The organism is Shewanella pealeana ATCC 700345, assembly GCF_000018285.1.
GTDB lineage: Bacteria > Pseudomonadota > Gammaproteobacteria > Enterobacterales > Shewanellaceae > Shewanella > Shewanella pealeana.
This window is the reverse complement of sequence record NC_009901.1, coordinates 4,072,151-4,087,863: the sequence shown is the minus strand read 5'-3', so window position 1 is coordinate 4,087,863 and position 15,713 is coordinate 4,072,151. Positions and strand designations below refer to the sequence as shown.

Genomic DNA, 15,713 nt, shown 5'->3' with positions numbered 1-15,713 from the left:
TCATCACCCTTTTTGAATACTTTTTTGAAAGTATCGATGAGGGATTAGTTCAATTCAGACTCAAGCCACTCGGCATCAGACTTCACCCAAGAGTAGGTGAGGCGCGCCAAAGCTTGGTAGAAGTTGCCGGTGTCCACCTCAGTAACCTTAGCAACAAAGTTGCCTAACCAGTTAGCTAAGTTGGCCTTGATAAAGCTGTGTTGCTCGGCTTCATCACTATGAGTACAAAGGTGAGCCACATAGGCCAAGATCACTGCTAGATGGTCAGCAGGCTCTGGAAACTCACTTTGTACCTGCAGTTGACTCTGTTTTAAAAACTGAGTCATCTGCTGATGCTGTTCACCAAAGAGTAGCGGCTCATCACCTTTCTTTGCTGGCTTGTCGTCTAAGTACAAGCTGGCATAAGGCGATGCACTGTATTTAGTACCGACCAAGAACAAGCCACAATAATCGGCGGCAAGCTCTAGTAATGCTTTATCAGTATTGAGCTTAGCAAGCTCGGCGACTAAAACATCGACGTCAGCTTTAAATTCAGCCTCGCTACCCAGCTGCGCCCAAAACTGCTGCGCCTGCTCACTGGTTAAATCATGCAGAATCTTATGATCAATTTCTTTGGCAAATAGTGACGAAAGTAATTGATAAATCGTGCTTCTAACCTGATCAACTGGGTTAACTTCTACTGTCTCTGTGTTCACAGCATCTTTAATCATAATGCAATCTCAACCGGGCCGCTAAATGAACTTACTGCTGGTACTTTACCTTGATACTTTTCGTAGTCAACAAGGCAGGTATAAGCCGAGCAAGCTTGTGCAAGCTTAGAGGTACCGATATCTAGCGTTAGAGTGTTTGGATCGCCATAACTACAGATAGCACCAATTTCTGCGCCGCCCTCTTTGCTACCGTCTTTACCAACTGGGCCATACCAAGCACCCTCTTGAATACGGATAACCCCTTTAGGGAACTTATCCGATACCACTGCACCAGCAAGCAACTGACCACGGTCATTAAACACGCGTACCACATCGCCTGATTTAATGCCGCGTTTCTTAGCATCTTCAGGGTTTAGGTATACAGGTTCACGGCCTTGTACAGTGTAAGTTTCACGGTACTCTTCTGATTCACACATTTGTGAATGCAAACGCTTATCTGGGTGGCAAGACTGCAGCCAAATTGGGTGCTTGTCTGAGCCAGGGCCGCCATGGCTACGTTCTGCTTTTTCCATCCAAGTAGGGTGGCCAGGGCAGTCATCGTATTCGTAGTGGGCAATCTTACGGCTGAAGATCTCAATCAAACCAGATGGTGTTCCAAGTGGGTTGATTTCTGGATCATCTCTAAATGCCGCGTGACGAACCCAAGGCTCACCTTCACCGAAGTAAACATAACCCGCTTTCCAGAACTCTTCGAATTCAGGCATTTCGAACTTGCCAGCGTTTGCTGCTTTACAGTCGTTGTAAAGCTTCACTAACCAATCGTGCTCGGTCATGCCGCGAGTGTACTCTTTCTCTTTGCCAAGTAGTGCAGCAAAACGAGTAAAGATCTCGAAATCAGAAAGACTCTCAAATAACGGTTCAACCATCTTCTGCATGGCAAGCAAACCACGGTTTGCGTATGCGCCATAGATATCGATATCGTTACGTTCAAACGTCGTACAAGCTGGTAGTACTATGTCAGAGAAACGACAAGTCGCCGTCCAGTTCATGTCAATCGACACGATGCACTCAAGCTTATGGAACGCTTTCTTCATGCGGTTACGATCTTGGTGATGGTTCCATGGGTTGTTGCCCGAGAACACCATCATCTTAATGTCTGGATAGGTAACTTTAGAGCCGTTTGAGTCAATGGTTTTACCTGGCTCTAGGATTGAGTCAATCCAACGAGCAACTGGAATCGTATTGCTCGCGCCTTTAAAATCAGTGCTATCAAAAATTGGCTTCTGACCATCATCTAAGTTACGTGGGAACGCACCTGGCGCTGCCGCACCCGAAGACGGAACACCAATACTTGAGTAGTGGTGACCATAACTAATGCCGCCGCCCGGAAGACCAATTTGGCCAATCATGGTTGCAAGTACCGCTGCCATCCAATAAGGCTGCTCACCATGTTGTTGACGCTGAATACACCAGCCCATCAACATCTGGGTGCGATCTTTTGTCATTACCTTAGCAAGATCACGGATGATCTCGGCTGAAACGCCTGTGATCTCCGCTGCCCACTCAGGTGTTTTCTCAACACCGTCAGTTTCGCCTTTAATGTAAGGTAAGAACTGATCGAAGCCTAAGCTATAACCTTCGATAAACGCATTATCGTGAAGGTTCTTGTCTACCATTTCGTGAGCAATACCGAGCATTAACGCTACGTCGGTTTGCGGATTAATGTAAAGTTGCTCACAACCTAGGTATTGCTGTGTTTTCGTGACGACAGGATCGATACTGATCACACGAATTTCGCCTTTGGCTACTTTCTCTTTTAATTGAGCAAGGTAAGCATAAGACTCATGTGTTTCAGCGTTCCAGCCGACCTGTAGGTTCTTGTATGGATCATTCGACCATAAAATGATGGTTTTAGAATGTTCCAGAATTAACGACCAAGAGGTACCTTGAGCGTAAACTTCGGTAGAACCTAAGATGTAAGGCAAAATGGTTTGCCCTGCACCTGTTGAATAGTCACCAATCTTCTTAACGAAGTTACCATGCATGCCCACAGCGCGTTGCATATGGCTGGTGCTTGAATGCAACTGACCCGTTGCACGCCAACCTGTTTGCCCCGCGTGTAGTCCCGATGGACCATATTTAGTTTGAATAAGATCGAGTGAGTCTTTAAATAAACCGAGCGCCTTGTCCCAAGTCACACGTACAAAGCGGAAGTCACCGCGTTGTGTGGTATCGCTTTGGTGACCTTTCAATAAAAAGTCTAAGCGAACCATTGGGTAGCGAACGCGTGATGGGTTGTAAACTAAGCCCTTAATACCGTTGATCATATCTGTTGGATACATATCGGTATCGAAAGGCTTAACTTCAGAGATCACGCCGTTTTTACGCTTCATCTTGAACGCACCCATGTGCGAACCAGTTGTAAGCCAACCGTCTGACGCATCAGCTCCTGATGCCGCTAAAGCGTTTAGCGGTGCAAGTACTGATGAACCGCTAAGTACGACATAAGATGTTCCAACTAAGCCTTTTAGAAAGTCTCTTCTGTTCATTACGCTATGTCCTATTAGTGAGCCGACTTATCGAAAGTTGATGAATGCTCTTGTAAATATTTCTGTACCAAAGCTTGGGTATCTTGATCCATGTTGACGAATGCGATCATGCCTTGGAACATACCTGGCCATGTGTTGGCGTCAAAGTGTGCTTCAGCTGGCTGGGTGTGACATACGCTACATGCTGTGCTGTATGTACTACGAGCGTAATCCCATAGTGGTTGTAGATCCGTTAGCAAGTAGTCAGTTTCCGTCCAAATGTCCGCTTCTACACGCTGCCACTTAAGGCCTGTCATTGGATCTTCTTTCTCTTCGAATGTCTTAATCACACCTTCTTCTAGCGCAGCGTCTTTAGTTAACTGAGCCGAAAGAATGTTTAAGCCAAAGTCATAGTAGATCACGCGGCCTGCACCGATTTTCTTTCTCCAGCCATCGATACCAATCTTGGCACGGTTACCTTTTACTTCTAAGATTTTCACCTTAGTCGCAATGTTTAATGTGCCGGCTTCAACGTCAGTTTTATCGTTGAAGAATAATGGCTTGGTTAATGCTGTGAAGTAAGTTTGACCCACTTGAACACCACTTACGCCACGACCCACTTCGGCAATCAACTCTGGAGCACGAGCGGTACCCATTTCTGGTAGCTTGTGAGCAATACCTTTGTGGCAATCCACACAGCTTTGATCTAACTCAGCAGCGCGCTTCATTTGCTTAACTGCAAGCTTAGACATGCTGTCCCACTTCATAGAGTCGTACTGGTGACAGTTTTTACATGCTGCAGACTTATCACGGTCAAAACGTTTCCACTCACGGCTTGCCATTTCAAGACGCTTAGCTTCAAACTTCTCAGGTGTATTGACGGTGTTAAACAACCAACCGTATACGTCGTGAGAAGCTTCTAACTTACGCGCTATCTTACGGCCATAGTTATGCGGTACGTGACAGTCTGGGCAAGTTGCACGCACACCTGAATGGTTTGAAAAATGTACAGTCTGTTGGAGCTCTTGGTAAGGCTTGCTTTCCATACTGTGACAGCTGATACAGAACTCTTCTGTATTCGTTGCTTCAAGTGCAGTGTTAAAGCCACCCCAGAAGATAATTCCCATTAGAAAGGCAGAAATACCAATACTTCCTAAGGTTAGGTATTTAGCTGGTTTAGTCAGTGTGCGCCAGATGTTAAGTAACCATCTCATAACGGCATCCTCGTAATAAATTTAAAATGTGTTATTGAAATTAGTGAGACGCAACGCCACTAAATGTAAGAGAAATCCAGATAATCAAACCGTATACGCTTACAAACGTCGCGGCTAATGCTGGAAATAGAATAAAGATGATAAAGCCCAGTGCCTTTAGTTCATCTTTTTTGCTGCTAACCTGTTCTTTTGGGGGACATTGCTCAGTCATGACTGTGTGCTCCGGCTAATCCATATTTTTTGATTAGGCTAAGTATAGTTAGATTATGTGAATAGTGATGAGGGCATCAATGAATGAGATAAGACAACTTATGACAAAATATGAATAGAATTTTTCATCACCCTATCTTTAGTTATTTAGTTTGAGTTTTATATCAGCTTTTGCAGGATAATCAAATGCTAAATAATGAGTTGCGAAAGTAAAAGACACTCGCAAATGGCTTGTGCGTGCCTTTTTTAGCAACTTTTATACTGAAAGGGATCAGTTTGAAGGGGTTAACGAGTAACGAAAAATTACTTGGTAAAAACAATATAAGCGATGAAGCCAATCCAGCTAATTGTTAGTAACCCCCAAGGTAGATAAGGGCTAGCGGCGCGGTCTTCTATATTGCTATGGTCCTGATCGGCAATGTTAGCTTCACGAGCTTTGGCTCGACTTTCTTGCTTACGCGCCTTATCTCGCTCTCTAGCTTTTCCTTTTTGCAATTTTTTGTATTCGGCAATGCCTTTTTCGATACCTTGGGCAATGAGCTTAGTTTGCTCTTTGGTTTGTCCCGGTTTCTGCATTGATTTAGCGACTTGCAGTGCTTCTGTTTTGGTTTCGTCAGAAATAACCTTCTTTGCCGACGAAGGTTTAGTGCCAACTTGCTTATTGGTGGTTTTTTTAGCGTTTGTTGCTGCCATAAGTATATGAATGCCTAGCGAAGAATAAGCGCACTATATCAGCTCTACTTTGAGTTGTGCAGTGCGCTTAAAGGATTCACGACTAGCTTGCTATGGCGTGAACCGAGTGAGTCTGCTGGCTGCTAGTTTCAGACGTCAGTGGATTTTCAGCAAGAAACTCAAATAAACCAGTTTGCATATTTACGTTCCAAAAACGTCCCGCTAAGGTCAGCGTGAGCTGGTCTTGCACTAACTCGGCTAAGCCATTGTTTTGCCAAGCGCTAAATAGAGGCGATAAATGTAGCGCCATAGCGCTGGGCAATAAGCTGAGATTTAACTTACCGCCATCTAAGCCTCGCTTGAAAATAGCATCTAAGCTAGCCGACGGATTAGGGCTCATTAGCATGCCCGGCACCTGTACTGGCGCATTTGCCATTGGCTCAGTTGCTATTGAGTCATTTGCTATTAGCTCATTTGGGGAGGTGACTTCATCATGAGCTTGGTGCCATTTTTTTAAGTCTCGGCCGTTCATACAGCCATGGCCATGAATACTGCCGCCAGCTCCAGCGCCAAAGGGTAAGATCTCAATCCCACTTTTTGCCAAACTATTATAAACGCTACGCTCGCGACTATCTCGACGCCAATGGCAGCTCGATAACCGCTGCCAGTTTTGCGCCTCAAAGTGGTTTGCGCCACTAGCATACATTTTGGCGCGAGTTTGGCTGTCGGCTTGAAACTCACTTAGCGCTGTACCGAGTATTTTGCCTTTTTCACGAGCATGTTCGATGCGAGTCCCGCTCAAACCAATTAGCTGATAGAGATCCACTCCATGTACGCCGCTGTCGATAACCGCTTGTAAGTCTTGCTGCCAAACATCTAAGGTCTGGCCGGGTAAGCCAAAAATCAAATCAATGACGATACTGGCACTTGGGTGCTGGCTAAGCTGCTGCAATCGGTTAAGTAAAAAATCTTTATCGTCAAAGCGGCCAGCGGCTTGGCGTACTTGAGTATCAAAGCTCTGCACACCAAAGGAAAAACGGTTAAAGCCGTTAGCGGTGGCGTTATGCCATTTATCGTCATCGAAGCCGTTGAGTCGACCTTCTAATGTCACTTCGGCATTGTCTACTAACGGAAATCGGCTGATGGCCTCACCTAGCTGTTTGACTTCATCGCTACTGATATCGGTTGGTGTGCCACCGCCCACATAGACGGTATTAAACCCACGGCTTTGTGCCAGTGGCGTGTCGGCGGCAATATGAAGCTGCTGGGTAAGATTTTTAATGTAACGACTGATCCGCTCTGGATTGGTACCGTTCTCAAAAAAGTTACAGAAAGTACAACGTTTGCGGCAAAAAGGAATATGGATATATAGCGCGCGTTCAGTGGCTTGGCTTGGCTGCTGCCACCATTGGTGCCACTGCTGTGGCTCAAGAAACACGGGACGGCTTCCACTGCGACCAGCGTGGGGCGCACTTTTAACCTTAAAGGCATGTTGCAACGGATCTGGGCTAGCAATGCCTGTCATGCTTGGCGTTAAAATCATCGCGACTCTCAAAATACAAAAAAGTGTTTTGATAATGATAATTATTATCAAATGCGATTTTGGTGCGGTAGATCAACTAATCGCTCTTTGCATTGTAAAGGTGAGTTGCACTGAATTAATCACTGCATCTATGGCAATGATTAATTCAAGCGAGCTTCGTCAATAAACAAGAGTTAGCAATGATTAATTCAAGTGAGCTCAATCAATAGTCTGTAACTACAGAACAGAACAGAACAGAACAGAACAGAATCAACAGGCGACAGCGCGGCTGCGGATGATAAAAGCCCGGGTGTGATCGTAGATAAAGTTATAGGTAAAGGCATAAATAGTGATAAACACAGTCACGCCGAGATCCATAATTAGCGCTTCTACTATGCCTATATTGAGTATGTAAGCCATCACAGGCACGGTGAAAAATAGTAAGCCCACTTCAAATAAGCTGACGTGTACAACTCGAACTTTTAACGGGCGCTTCTCTTTATCGCCAGTGATAACACGATCAAACCCCCAGTTGAATATAAAGTTCCAGATCATTGCTATGGTCGCAACAACTATCATCATTCCAGATAGTGATTTGACATCGAAATCGGTAAAAATCGATAATCCAATAATCGAAAATGTCACCGCTAGTACTTCAAACAATACAGAGTGAAATACTCGCTCTATAATACTCATTACTTACTCCAAAAAACGTCGCATGTATTTATGTCAGCCCCTAAAGGCTGTAAAAGGGCGCTGATTATTACAGGAAAAAAGAGTAGGCAAAGTTAACAGCTATCACATTTCGTGATGGCTTACGTCGATTACCCTCTATTGGATACGAAACATGTATAGTTTTGAGCAGTTGAAAATCTTTGTCACTGTATGTGAAACCGGCTCTTTTTCAGCTGCGGCGCGCAAATTAAAGCGCGCACAATCTGGGGTGAGTCAGGCTATTTCAAACTTAGAGATCGCAATTAATCAGGAGTTGTTTAATCGCGATAAAAACACGCCTGTGTTAACTGAAAATGCCAAAGCGCTATTGCCAATCGCTTATTCAATCCTGCACCAGCAGCAGTACTTTGATCAAAAAATCGAATCACTGACAAAAGCCGATGAACATCAATTGGTGATAGCGATTGATGAAAGCTTGATGAATGGGGATTTTGTGAAAATTCTAACCCCCTTAGCCGATAAGTTTCCTATTACTCACATTGAGCTGATTAGTGCCTCGACCTTTGATGTTGAGGAGTTAGTCCGTAAAGGCAAAGCCCAAGTGGGAATTGTATATGCTGATGGTGAGTTAAAAGTCGATATGGATTTCTTTGTGCTGGGGCAAGCAAGATTTTTAACTGTTGCCTCACCTATGCATGCGCTAGCGGCATTGCCAGTGGTTCATGACTCGGATCTTAAAGCGCATCGCCAGTGTGTGCATCGCAGTGCTAAACAAAAAGAGCTTTGGTTTAGCTATGGGATCAGCAGTGCGATGTGGTACGCCAATACTCACCAAATTTTGCTGGAGTTAGTCGATAATGGCATAGGCTGGGCCGTTGTACCTGAGCTGCTGGTAAAAGAGCGTATCAAGCAATCTAGCCTAGTGGCGCTACCGGTTGCGCATGAATATAACGGCTGGCTAACAGCTGTGGGCTGCTTAGTGTCAAGGAGTCATGGCTCAGGCCCGGTATTAGAAAGCTTGATTGCGCGGCTACAGGAGTATTTCTTTAACCGTGCCGATTGGCAGCTGCGAGAATAAAGTACATTGAAAGGGCATTGAAGTAACAAGGCTCAGTTCACTTCATTTCTTTTTATTTTAGCGCAGCAAGGTTGGCCTTTTCTCTATCCATCACTGATAACTCATGTTGCTTGAGTCGCTCAAGCTCGGCTGCTGAACATGACGTTGTTGCCGCCACATAAGTCAGTATCTGCGCTGCAAAAATTTGGCTAAAAATAAGCCTTGCTCTAGGCAAATGAAACTCTGACGTGACAAGGCAAAGCTCTCTAAAGCCATGCTCCTCAACGATAGGCTTCGACAGTATGGCATCTTCAAATGTGAAGCGGCTAAGGGCAATATCGGTAAAGGCGCTGTTAGGCATGCCGTGGTCAATAAGGTAAGCCTGACAATAAAGAGCGTGGGCGGTGTTAGTTTGGTTAAAATGCTCACCAAAGCCACCAGTGAGCAGTACTTTACTGTCTGGACGTAATTGATATTGCCAAAGCGCTGCTTGGCAGCGCGATATCGCAATATCAGAAAGACGGCCTTGGTTATCGTTAGGCGAACCTAATACAAGAATAACGCGACTCATTACGTCTGTATTTCCTCGTTAAGTTATTTAAGCGGCTTCATCAAGCTGTTGAATCGCCCAGTCTAGTGCAACAGTCTCACGGAAAAGACTCATGCAACAGACTCATGCAACTGACCTATTGGGAGCAAAGCCGCAGCTATCTCTGTCTTAGAAAAGTGTTTTGTACTAAACAATCGAGTAAGCGTTCGGCCTTAGCATGCTTAAACTTAAGTGGTGACGCCAGCTCGCCAAATAGTGATATACCGCCGCCGAGTAAGACTGGAATAGTGGTAATAATCATTTCATCGATTAAGTCCTGCTGTAGGAAGCCTTGAATGGTTTTGCCGCCATCAATATAGAGGTTGTTGTAACCTTGGTCGTTGAGCTGTTTAATCACTTGCGGCAAGGGGCCATTAACTAAAAACACTTTGTCTTCTAGGCCTGCCGGTACATTAGTTAACGTATTGCTGAGCACAAATACTGGCTTATTATAGGGCCAGTCAATGCCAAAATTCAGTACAATCTCTAGCGTATTACGTCCCATCACGAGCGCATCAATACGCGCCATAAAGTCGCCAAACCCAAGATCTAATCCATCAGGATTTGGAATGTCATGTAGCCAGTCTACCTTGTTATCTTTATCGGCAATGAAGCCATCAAGGCTAGTGGCGATATATACAATATTTGCCATAGAAACCCTTTCACATATATGCAGGTTATTTTACCAAAATAAGGTTAACTTTAGCCTATGGCTTGTTAATCAAATCACTTATATATAATATATTCTACATTGTAGAAATATTTTTTATTTTAGCGAGACTCTTTTATGACTGTCAAGCATAAGAAGCGCGGCAGGCCAACGAGTGAAACAGGTCTATTAAGTCAAGAATTGATTGTCGTGCAAGCAAAGGCTCTGATGTTAAAAGAGGGAAAGATCCCCAGTATCCGTAATCTAGCGAGCGCACTCTCTGTCGATGCGATGGCGATTTACTATTACTTTAAAAATAAAGAAGCCCTACTTGAAGCGATTACTATCTCTTTAGTGAGTGACATTTATCAGCCCAAAACAGGGGGCTGTTGGCAGGAAGCTTTGACTGAGCTAAGCCTTAGTTACTTAAACTTACTTAAGCAATACTCAGGATTATTGGAAACCTTGTTATCGATGCAGTCGAGTGGCCCCGCTGAGATCTTCGTTAACCGCTTTAAGGAGATATTAGAACCGTTAGCGTTAACTGATAACGAGCAAGAGAATATTCTACATTTATTGGTGGATTACCTGCATGGTTTTGCGCTCGCTTACCGCTGTAATAACACTGAGCAAACACTAGATGAGCAGGCTATCAATGGGCCTCTTTCGATTATATTTCGATCGCTGCAGGTGTAGGATATAAGAGATAAGAGTGTTCATGGCTAAATGAGCACTCTTATAGTGCCTGCTCAGTTCCTAGAGCAGGCTCCTTAAAACTGCTTTCTAAAACAGTAGCGGCGTTTGCTTACCAGGTTCCATCACCACAACCGGATCGTAATGCCAAACCTGTCTAATCGTTTCAGGCGTTAAGGTTTCGCTGGGGATCCCGTCACTGACTATGCAGCCATTTTCGAGCACCACTAATCTATCGGCGTATCGCGACGCCTGATTCAAATCATGTAAAACTACAATCACGGCATAGTTATGTTCATGGGCGAGGTTGCGAGCCAAACCTAGCACTCTATGTTGCTGGGCAAGATCTAGCGCTGATGTGGGTTCGTCTAACAGCAATATGGGCGGCTTATCTGATTGAGCCAGTTGAGTCAGCACGCGAGCTAACTGGACTCGCTGCTTTTCTCCGCCAGAAAGGGTGGGGTAGCTACGCTCTTTTAAGTGTGACAGTGCTACCTGCTCAAGTTGGTCACCAACAAGCCTTTTGCCTTGTTGTTGATTAAGGGATAACGGGTAGAGCCCCATTTCAACCACTTCACGCACTTTAAACGGAAAGGTGAGTGAGGCATGTTGTGGCAAAACCGCTAAGGACTTAGCCAGTAGTTGTCTATTCCAATCGGTGAGGGATTTGCCGTAAACTTCAATGTTGCCAGCCTCAATCTCAACGTCCTGGCAAAGGCTTTTCAGTAACGTAGACTTGCCTGCGCCATTGGGGCCAAGTAGGGCGGTAACCTGGCCAGCTTTAATTTTCAGGTTGATATCCGTGAGCACCGATTTATGGCCGATACGCACCGATAAATCACTCACTTGTAGCGCGGTTGTACTGCTCTGATTAGCTTGTTCTAGTTGATTTATCATGGCTATTGCAACCTTATATTAATCGGTGGCGCTGCTTTAACAGCAACACGATAAAGAAGGGCGCACCGAGCAAAGCGGTGACTAAGCCGACGGGCAGCTCTGATGGCGCCACTAAAGAGCGAGCGCCAATGTCAGCAAGTGCCAACATTGCAGCGCCTAGCATGGCGCTCAGTGGCAATAGTTGTTTATGATCCGGCCCTACCATCATGCGTACAAGATGCGGCACCACTAAACCAATAAAGCCAATAATCCCGGTTGCCGCCACCGAAATCCCCACACCAATAGCGCACAGTATGATGAGTTTCAGCTTTAGTTTATCGACATCTAGGCCTAAATGGCGGGCTTCAGCTTCTCCAAGTAACAGGGCATTAAGCGCCTTTGCGCTGGAGTTAAACTGCCAGCTGACAAGTGCCAGCGCGACTAAGCTTAATAGCACGTAATGCCACTGAGCTCCGGCAATTGAGCCCATCTGCCATAGTGTCAGATCCCTAAGTGCCATATCGTCTGCCATATAAGTTAATAGCCCGATCCCCGCACCAGCAAGCGCTGCAATGGCGACACCCGATAACAGTAGTAATACCACAGAGGTACCACTGGGACTGCTAGCAAGGCGATACACTATTAAGGTGGTCGCTAGGCCGGCGATAAAGGCGCTAAGTGCAACCATGTATTCGCCACCTTGAGGAATTAGCACAATACAGATGGCTGCGCCCAAGGCTGCACCCGATGAAACGCCGATAATGCCGGGATCTGCCAGCGGGTTTCTAAATAACCCCTGCATTACCGCGCCGCATTGGGCTAATACTGCTCCCACAGCAAGCGCCAATAAAGTGCGTGGTAAACGCACATTATTGATCACTAGCTGCTCATGGGGCGCCACGCTGCCTATATCTAGCTGCATCGCCCAATTCATCACGGCATGAAAGCTAACCGATGGGCTAATTTGTAGTGGACCTATGCTGACAGACATCAGGCTGGTTATCACCAGAGCGGCGAGTAAACTGGGCCAAAGCCAACGACGATTATCCATTTATGTATCCTGCTCTTTATCTTAGTGGGGGCGATATTGCTCAGTTAAAGAGGTTGTCTTAGTACTGGTTTACGTTAATAAAGTCGCTAGCTAACTTGTCGGCAGCTTCGATGGCGCTTAAACCTAAGCCGCCTAGCAGCGCCTGTGGCTTTAGCGATTGAATATGCTTATTTTTACCAGCAGGCGTATGCTCAAGCAGTGGCATCTGTTTCAGCAGATCATCAATTGGGCTTTCGATTGCTTTGTCAGAGCGATTAGAGATTAAAATTACGTCAGGCTGCAGTGACAATATCCCTTCTTGAGACACAGATTTATATCCGCTAAAACCGGCGATATTTTTGCCACCAGCTAGCTTAATAATGATGTCAGCCGCGGTATCATCGCCGCCAACACGAGCTGGTCTGTCTGCTTGAAGCAGTAAAAATAACACTTTAGGTGCATCGCCTTGCTGAGCTATTTGCTGTTGTTTTTTCTCTATTTTGGTAAACGATTGGTTAACTTGATTTTGTAGTGTTTTCGCCTGATTTTCGCGGTTGAGCAATTTACCCATTTCATCGATGTTACTGAGTAACTGAGCTTGAGTGTGGGCATCAGGGAGCTGGATCACTTTGACATTTGCGCCGCTTAGCACGTCAAGGGTCGCCTTTGGTCCCATGGCGTCTGTACCAAGAACTAGATTAGGCGAAAGCGCTAAAATCCCTTCGGCGCTCAGCATGCGGTGGTAGCCTAACTTTGCTACTTCATTGTGACCTTTAGGGAGTTGGCTGGTGGAGTCGACGGCCACTAACTCATTGCCCGCATTAAGCGCAAAGACTAATTCTGTTACCCCAGCGCCAGCACTGACTACACGAGCGCTTTCTGTCTGGTTAGCGGCTCCTGTTTTGTTAGCGACCTTATCATGAGTGTGGTCGTCATGGGCGAGTGCAGAGTGACTCAAGGTCAGCATTGAACATAGCGCAGCGCTGGCAATGGTTTGTTTCAAGATCTTGTTTAGCATTAAAGACTCCAATTCAGTCAATAGTGACTAGCTGTTAGTGATTAGCTGATACCGATTACTCATAAGTAATGTGACCAACCAATCGAGTAAGGGGTATTAATTAAAAAATGGTGTAGAGCACTGGTTAAAGCTTTTCGTAGACAACTTTTCGTAAACAACCCGTAGTAAACGTGTTGTAACTAATTTCGCGTCGATTAGGGCTCCATCAAAATTTGGGTATTAGTAATATTTTGGCGCTGCATGGCGGCTAAAACTGTCATTAAGGGCTGTACTGGGGCTGTTTTGTCGGCGGCAATAACTACCTTAGCTTTTGGGTTAGCCTTAAAAGCTTGAGTAAATGCCGCTTCAAAGGCATTAAAGTCGCTATAACTTTGGCCATCAAGAGCCCAGTGTGGCTCACTCTGCAGCACATTGATTCCAATATGACGGTCTTGGGAAAGCGCGCTTAGGCTTGAGTCGGTTTCAGTCGGCACATCAACCGGTAAGCTCAGTAGCTGGGTGTTAGCGGTTAGCAATAAAAACACCAGTACAATAAAGATAATGTCGATAAGCGGCGTCAGATCTAAGCCAAAGCTCTGGGCACTTTCATCCTTGCCTGCACTGATCATGATGACAAACCTGTCAAAGGTGTTTTATTTAGCTCGGCTTCTTTATTTAGCTCAGCAGCTTGAGACTGGCAGCTAGCTTCTTTGCAGGTAGCCGCTTTTGAGCACAACTGAGCCGCTGAATCAGTGCCGATACTCAGGGCTTGATCGAAGCCGTCTAGCCAAAGATTTAATAAGTTAAGTGCATGGGCTAACTTGTTGCAGCGACGCTCGGCCCAAAGGGTAAATAGGTGCGCCATGGTGATAGCAGGCACGGCGATAATAAGGCCAGCGGCAGTGGTGTTCATCGCAAGACCAAGACCCGATGCCAGTTGTGATGGTGTTACCGGGCCATCTGACAACCCAAGCTGATTAAACATCTCGATTAGCCCCAAAACCGTGCCCAGTAAACCAAGAAGTGGGGTGATCACACCTATGATGTGTAAAATTTTTAAACCCGAAAGCAGCTTACTTTTTTGCTTAACGAGCCAGAGTGAAACAATCTCTTCGCGCATGGCGCGTGACTGTTCGCCGTGGCTCAATAACAAGGCTGTGCCCTTGGCTAGCATGCTGCGACCTTGGCTTATTTGAGTCATCAACTGTTGTCTTTGCTCTGGGGTTGCGCTGCGGGCCTGTTGGCGGAGCTGAGTTAACCAGCTATCACGCTTTGGCAGCTCATAGAGCAGCAGTGCTAAACGCTCTAGAATAATCATCAGGCCTAAGAAAGCGCAGATAAATAACGGCCAGCTTAAGTAGCCAAGCTGCTCGATGAGTTGTTGATATAAGGGTTGATACATGGTGTTTCCTTGGCGATAACTTAGGCCATCGCATTAACGATATAAATAAATTTGTGTGTTTTGCGCCTTGCCTTAAACACGTATTGTTAGCCTTACTTTCCCTGTAAGCTTTTGTGCATTAACTAAGGCATTCGCTACTTAGCTAAGTCACCCATGGCTCGATTCTGTCCGCCATTAATTCAATGCAAACTTCACCGGTACTCGCACAGTGTAGGCGTAGGCGGTTTGTGGGCTAGGTGCGGCAAACTGCCACTTCTCGACAGCGTTTAACGCGGCTTTGTCTAATAATCGGTAACCGGAGCTATCCACCAAGGTGAGCGAGAGTTGCTCGCCAAGCTGGTTAAACATCACCTCCACGGTCGCAGTGCCTTGAAATCCCTTTTTACGTGCTTTTTTTGGGTAGTGGGGTTGGCTCGGTGGTGTGGCAAAAGTGGGTTGGCTTAATGCAACGGCTTGCTTGCTTACACCTTGCTTGGCATCAGCCTTTGGTTGATTGTGAGAAAGTTGCTCTGTTTGTACTTCAGCGGCACTTTCTTGTGTTTTTTCGATTGGCTTGATTGGATCCAACTTTTTCGCTACCTCTTTTAGCGTTTTTGGCTTGTCAGTTACAGCCATCTTGGGGGAGAGCGGTTTAGCTTGGGTTTGGGCAATGGCGTTAGTCTTGGCAATTGGCTGGGGTTTCGCAATGGTCTGAGCAACAGGATTAGCTTGAGTCGTCGGCTTAGCTTGGGTTTCAACAGGTGCTTGAACCTGCTCGGGCGTTTTTACAGCTTGGCTGGCTTGCATTGCAATAGAGATGCTGACTGCCTGACTAGAGCCCATCGCAGAGCCAGAGTTTAGTCGCGGATCTGGCTGGCTGTTTTGTGAGGCGAGTACGCCGCCTTGGATTAAAATCGTTAAACAACCAAAAGCAAAATAACGTTTAGGAGTCATGGCCGAAAATTCTTAC

Annotated in this window: 17 protein-coding genes; 2 read left to right on the top strand and 15 right to left on the bottom strand. The window is 45.8% G+C overall.

All coding sequences use genetic code 11. The annotated features are described in order from the left end of the window. Positions 1-44: 44 nt before the first annotated feature. The 7 genes from torD to SPEA_RS17600 form a co-directional block, all read right to left on the bottom strand. Positions 45-710, bottom strand: coding sequence for a molecular chaperone TorD (gene torD, locus SPEA_RS17630; protein ID WP_012156558.1), 666 nt, complete (start codon positions 708-710; stop codon positions 45-47). Beyond that, on the bottom strand, positions 707-3,199 hold the full coding sequence (gene torA / locus SPEA_RS17625; protein WP_012156557.1) for a trimethylamine-N-oxide reductase TorA: 2,493 nt from the start codon (positions 3,197-3,199) through the stop codon (positions 707-709). The genes torD and torA overlap by 4 nt, the downstream gene beginning before the upstream one ends. A gap of 14 nt (positions 3,200-3,213) precedes the next feature. Continuing rightward, positions 3,214-4,392 carry a pentaheme c-type cytochrome TorC gene (gene torC / locus SPEA_RS17620; RefSeq protein ID WP_012156556.1) on the bottom strand — a complete coding sequence of 393 codons (1,179 nt, stop codon included), beginning with the start codon at positions 4,390-4,392 and terminating at the stop codon, positions 3,214-3,216. Between the two features lie 40 nt (positions 4,393-4,432). Then, positions 4,433-4,603: a periplasmic nitrate reductase, NapE protein gene (locus tag SPEA_RS17615; RefSeq protein WP_012156555.1), complete on the bottom strand. Its 171-nt coding sequence runs from the start codon at positions 4,601-4,603 to the stop codon at positions 4,433-4,435. A 302-nt stretch (positions 4,604-4,905) separates the two neighbouring features. After that, positions 4,906-5,295 carry a DUF2956 domain-containing protein gene (locus SPEA_RS17610; RefSeq protein ID WP_012156554.1) on the bottom strand — a complete coding sequence of 130 codons (390 nt, stop codon included), beginning with the start codon at positions 5,293-5,295 and terminating at the stop codon, positions 4,906-4,908. Positions 5,296-5,377: 82 nt separating this feature from the next. Then, a complete protein-coding gene (gene hutW / locus SPEA_RS17605) occupies positions 5,378-6,817 on the bottom strand; it encodes a heme anaerobic degradation radical SAM methyltransferase ChuW/HutW (RefSeq protein ID WP_012156553.1) in 1,440 nt (479 codons plus the stop codon). 249 nt (positions 6,818-7,066) lie between these two features. Continuing rightward, on the bottom strand, positions 7,067-7,492 hold the full coding sequence (locus SPEA_RS17600) for a PACE efflux transporter (RefSeq protein ID WP_012156552.1): 426 nt from the start codon (positions 7,490-7,492) through the stop codon (positions 7,067-7,069). Positions 7,493-7,643: 151 nt separating this feature from the next. Between SPEA_RS17600 and SPEA_RS17595 the strand changes: the two genes are divergently transcribed. Beyond that, entirely contained in the window at positions 7,644-8,549 is a 906-nt protein-coding gene (locus tag SPEA_RS17595; RefSeq protein ID WP_012156551.1) for a LysR family transcriptional regulator, read from the top strand. A gap of 52 nt (positions 8,550-8,601) precedes the next feature. Here SPEA_RS17595 and SPEA_RS17590 read toward each other — a convergent pair whose 3' ends face one another. Together SPEA_RS17590 and SPEA_RS17585 are read right to left on the bottom strand one after the other, a co-directional pair. Beyond that, a complete protein-coding gene (locus tag SPEA_RS17590; RefSeq protein WP_012156550.1) occupies positions 8,602-9,099 on the bottom strand; it encodes a YdcF family protein in 498 nt (165 codons plus the stop codon). Positions 9,100-9,235: 136 nt separating this feature from the next. Then, positions 9,236-9,769 (bottom strand): dihydrofolate reductase family protein, encoded by a 534-nt coding sequence (locus SPEA_RS17585; protein ID WP_012156549.1) that lies wholly within the window; start codon positions 9,767-9,769, stop codon positions 9,236-9,238. A 135-nt stretch (positions 9,770-9,904) separates the two neighbouring features. Here SPEA_RS17585 and SPEA_RS17580 point away from each other — a divergent pair, with 135 nt between their 5' ends. Continuing rightward, entirely contained in the window at positions 9,905-10,462 is a 558-nt protein-coding gene (locus SPEA_RS17580) for a TetR/AcrR family transcriptional regulator (protein WP_012156548.1), read from the top strand. Between the two features lie 87 nt (positions 10,463-10,549). Here SPEA_RS17580 and SPEA_RS17575 read toward each other — a convergent pair whose 3' ends face one another. The 6 genes from SPEA_RS17575 to SPEA_RS17550 form a co-directional block, all read right to left on the bottom strand. Continuing rightward, positions 10,550-11,356 carry a heme ABC transporter ATP-binding protein gene (locus SPEA_RS17575; protein WP_012156547.1) on the bottom strand — a complete coding sequence of 269 codons (807 nt, stop codon included), beginning with the start codon at positions 11,354-11,356 and terminating at the stop codon, positions 10,550-10,552. A 13-nt stretch (positions 11,357-11,369) separates the two neighbouring features. Next, on the bottom strand, positions 11,370-12,386 hold the full coding sequence (locus SPEA_RS17570) for a FecCD family ABC transporter permease (RefSeq protein ID WP_012156546.1): 1,017 nt from the start codon (positions 12,384-12,386) through the stop codon (positions 11,370-11,372). Positions 12,387-12,444: 58 nt separating this feature from the next. Further along, the gene (locus tag SPEA_RS17565) at positions 12,445-13,383 is read right to left on the bottom strand and encodes a heme/hemin ABC transporter substrate-binding protein (RefSeq protein ID WP_012156545.1); all 939 of its coding nucleotides are present in this window, start codon (positions 13,381-13,383) and stop codon (positions 12,445-12,447) included. Between the two features lie 194 nt (positions 13,384-13,577). Continuing rightward, complete coding sequence (locus SPEA_RS17560; RefSeq protein WP_012156544.1) at positions 13,578-13,991, bottom strand: ExbD/TolR family protein; 414 nt, start codon at positions 13,989-13,991, stop codon at positions 13,578-13,580. Beyond that, positions 13,988-14,764, bottom strand: a complete 777-nt coding sequence (locus SPEA_RS17555) for a MotA/TolQ/ExbB proton channel family protein (protein ID WP_012156543.1) — start codon at positions 14,762-14,764, stop codon at positions 13,988-13,990. The genes SPEA_RS17560 and SPEA_RS17555 overlap by 4 nt, the downstream gene beginning before the upstream one ends. A gap of 174 nt (positions 14,765-14,938) precedes the next feature. Beyond that, the gene (locus tag SPEA_RS17550; protein WP_012156542.1) at positions 14,939-15,697 is read right to left on the bottom strand and encodes an energy transducer TonB; all 759 of its coding nucleotides are present in this window, start codon (positions 15,695-15,697) and stop codon (positions 14,939-14,941) included. Positions 15,698-15,713: the final 16 nt, after the last annotated feature.

What these genes read in the sequence shown, in the direction of transcription:
- SPEA_RS17565 (WP_012156545.1), bottom strand. Translation starts at nt 13,383, where the DNA reads ATGCTAAACAAGATCTTGAAACAAACCATTGCCAGCGCTGCGCTATGT.
- SPEA_RS17555 (WP_012156543.1), bottom strand. Translation starts at nt 14,764, where the DNA reads ATGTATCAACCCTTATATCAACAACTCATCGAGCAGCTTGGCTACTTA.
- SPEA_RS17610 (WP_012156554.1), bottom strand. Translation starts at nt 5,295, where the DNA reads ATGGCAGCAACAAACGCTAAAAAAACCACCAATAAGCAAGTTGGCACT.
- SPEA_RS17580 (WP_012156548.1), top strand. Translation starts at nt 9,905, where the DNA reads ATGACTGTCAAGCATAAGAAGCGCGGCAGGCCAACGAGTGAAACAGGT.
- torD (WP_012156558.1), bottom strand. Translation starts at nt 710, where the DNA reads ATGATTAAAGATGCTGTGAACACAGAGACAGTAGAAGTTAACCCAGTT.
- hutW (WP_012156553.1), bottom strand. Translation starts at nt 6,817, where the DNA reads ATGATTTTAACGCCAAGCATGACAGGCATTGCTAGCCCAGATCCGTTG.
- SPEA_RS17600 (WP_012156552.1), bottom strand. Translation starts at nt 7,492, where the DNA reads ATGAGTATTATAGAGCGAGTATTTCACTCTGTATTGTTTGAAGTACTA.
- SPEA_RS17595 (WP_012156551.1), top strand. Translation starts at nt 7,644, where the DNA reads ATGTATAGTTTTGAGCAGTTGAAAATCTTTGTCACTGTATGTGAAACC.
- SPEA_RS17615 (WP_012156555.1), bottom strand. Translation starts at nt 4,603, where the DNA reads ATGACTGAGCAATGTCCCCCAAAAGAACAGGTTAGCAGCAAAAAAGAT.
- SPEA_RS17560 (WP_012156544.1), bottom strand. Translation starts at nt 13,991, where the DNA reads ATGATCAGTGCAGGCAAGGATGAAAGTGCCCAGAGCTTTGGCTTAGAT.
- SPEA_RS17570 (WP_012156546.1), bottom strand. Translation starts at nt 12,386, where the DNA reads ATGGATAATCGTCGTTGGCTTTGGCCCAGTTTACTCGCCGCTCTGGTG.
- torA (WP_012156557.1), bottom strand. Translation starts at nt 3,199, where the DNA reads ATGAACAGAAGAGACTTTCTAAAAGGCTTAGTTGGAACATCTTATGTC.
- SPEA_RS17550 (WP_012156542.1), bottom strand. Translation starts at nt 15,697, where the DNA reads ATGACTCCTAAACGTTATTTTGCTTTTGGTTGTTTAACGATTTTAATC.
- SPEA_RS17575 (WP_012156547.1), bottom strand. Translation starts at nt 11,356, where the DNA reads ATGATAAATCAACTAGAACAAGCTAATCAGAGCAGTACAACCGCGCTA.
- SPEA_RS17590 (WP_012156550.1), bottom strand. Translation starts at nt 9,099, where the DNA reads ATGAGTCGCGTTATTCTTGTATTAGGTTCGCCTAACGATAACCAAGGC.
- torC (WP_012156556.1), bottom strand. Translation starts at nt 4,392, where the DNA reads ATGAGATGGTTACTTAACATCTGGCGCACACTGACTAAACCAGCTAAA.
- SPEA_RS17585 (WP_012156549.1), bottom strand. Translation starts at nt 9,769, where the DNA reads ATGGCAAATATTGTATATATCGCCACTAGCCTTGATGGCTTCATTGCC.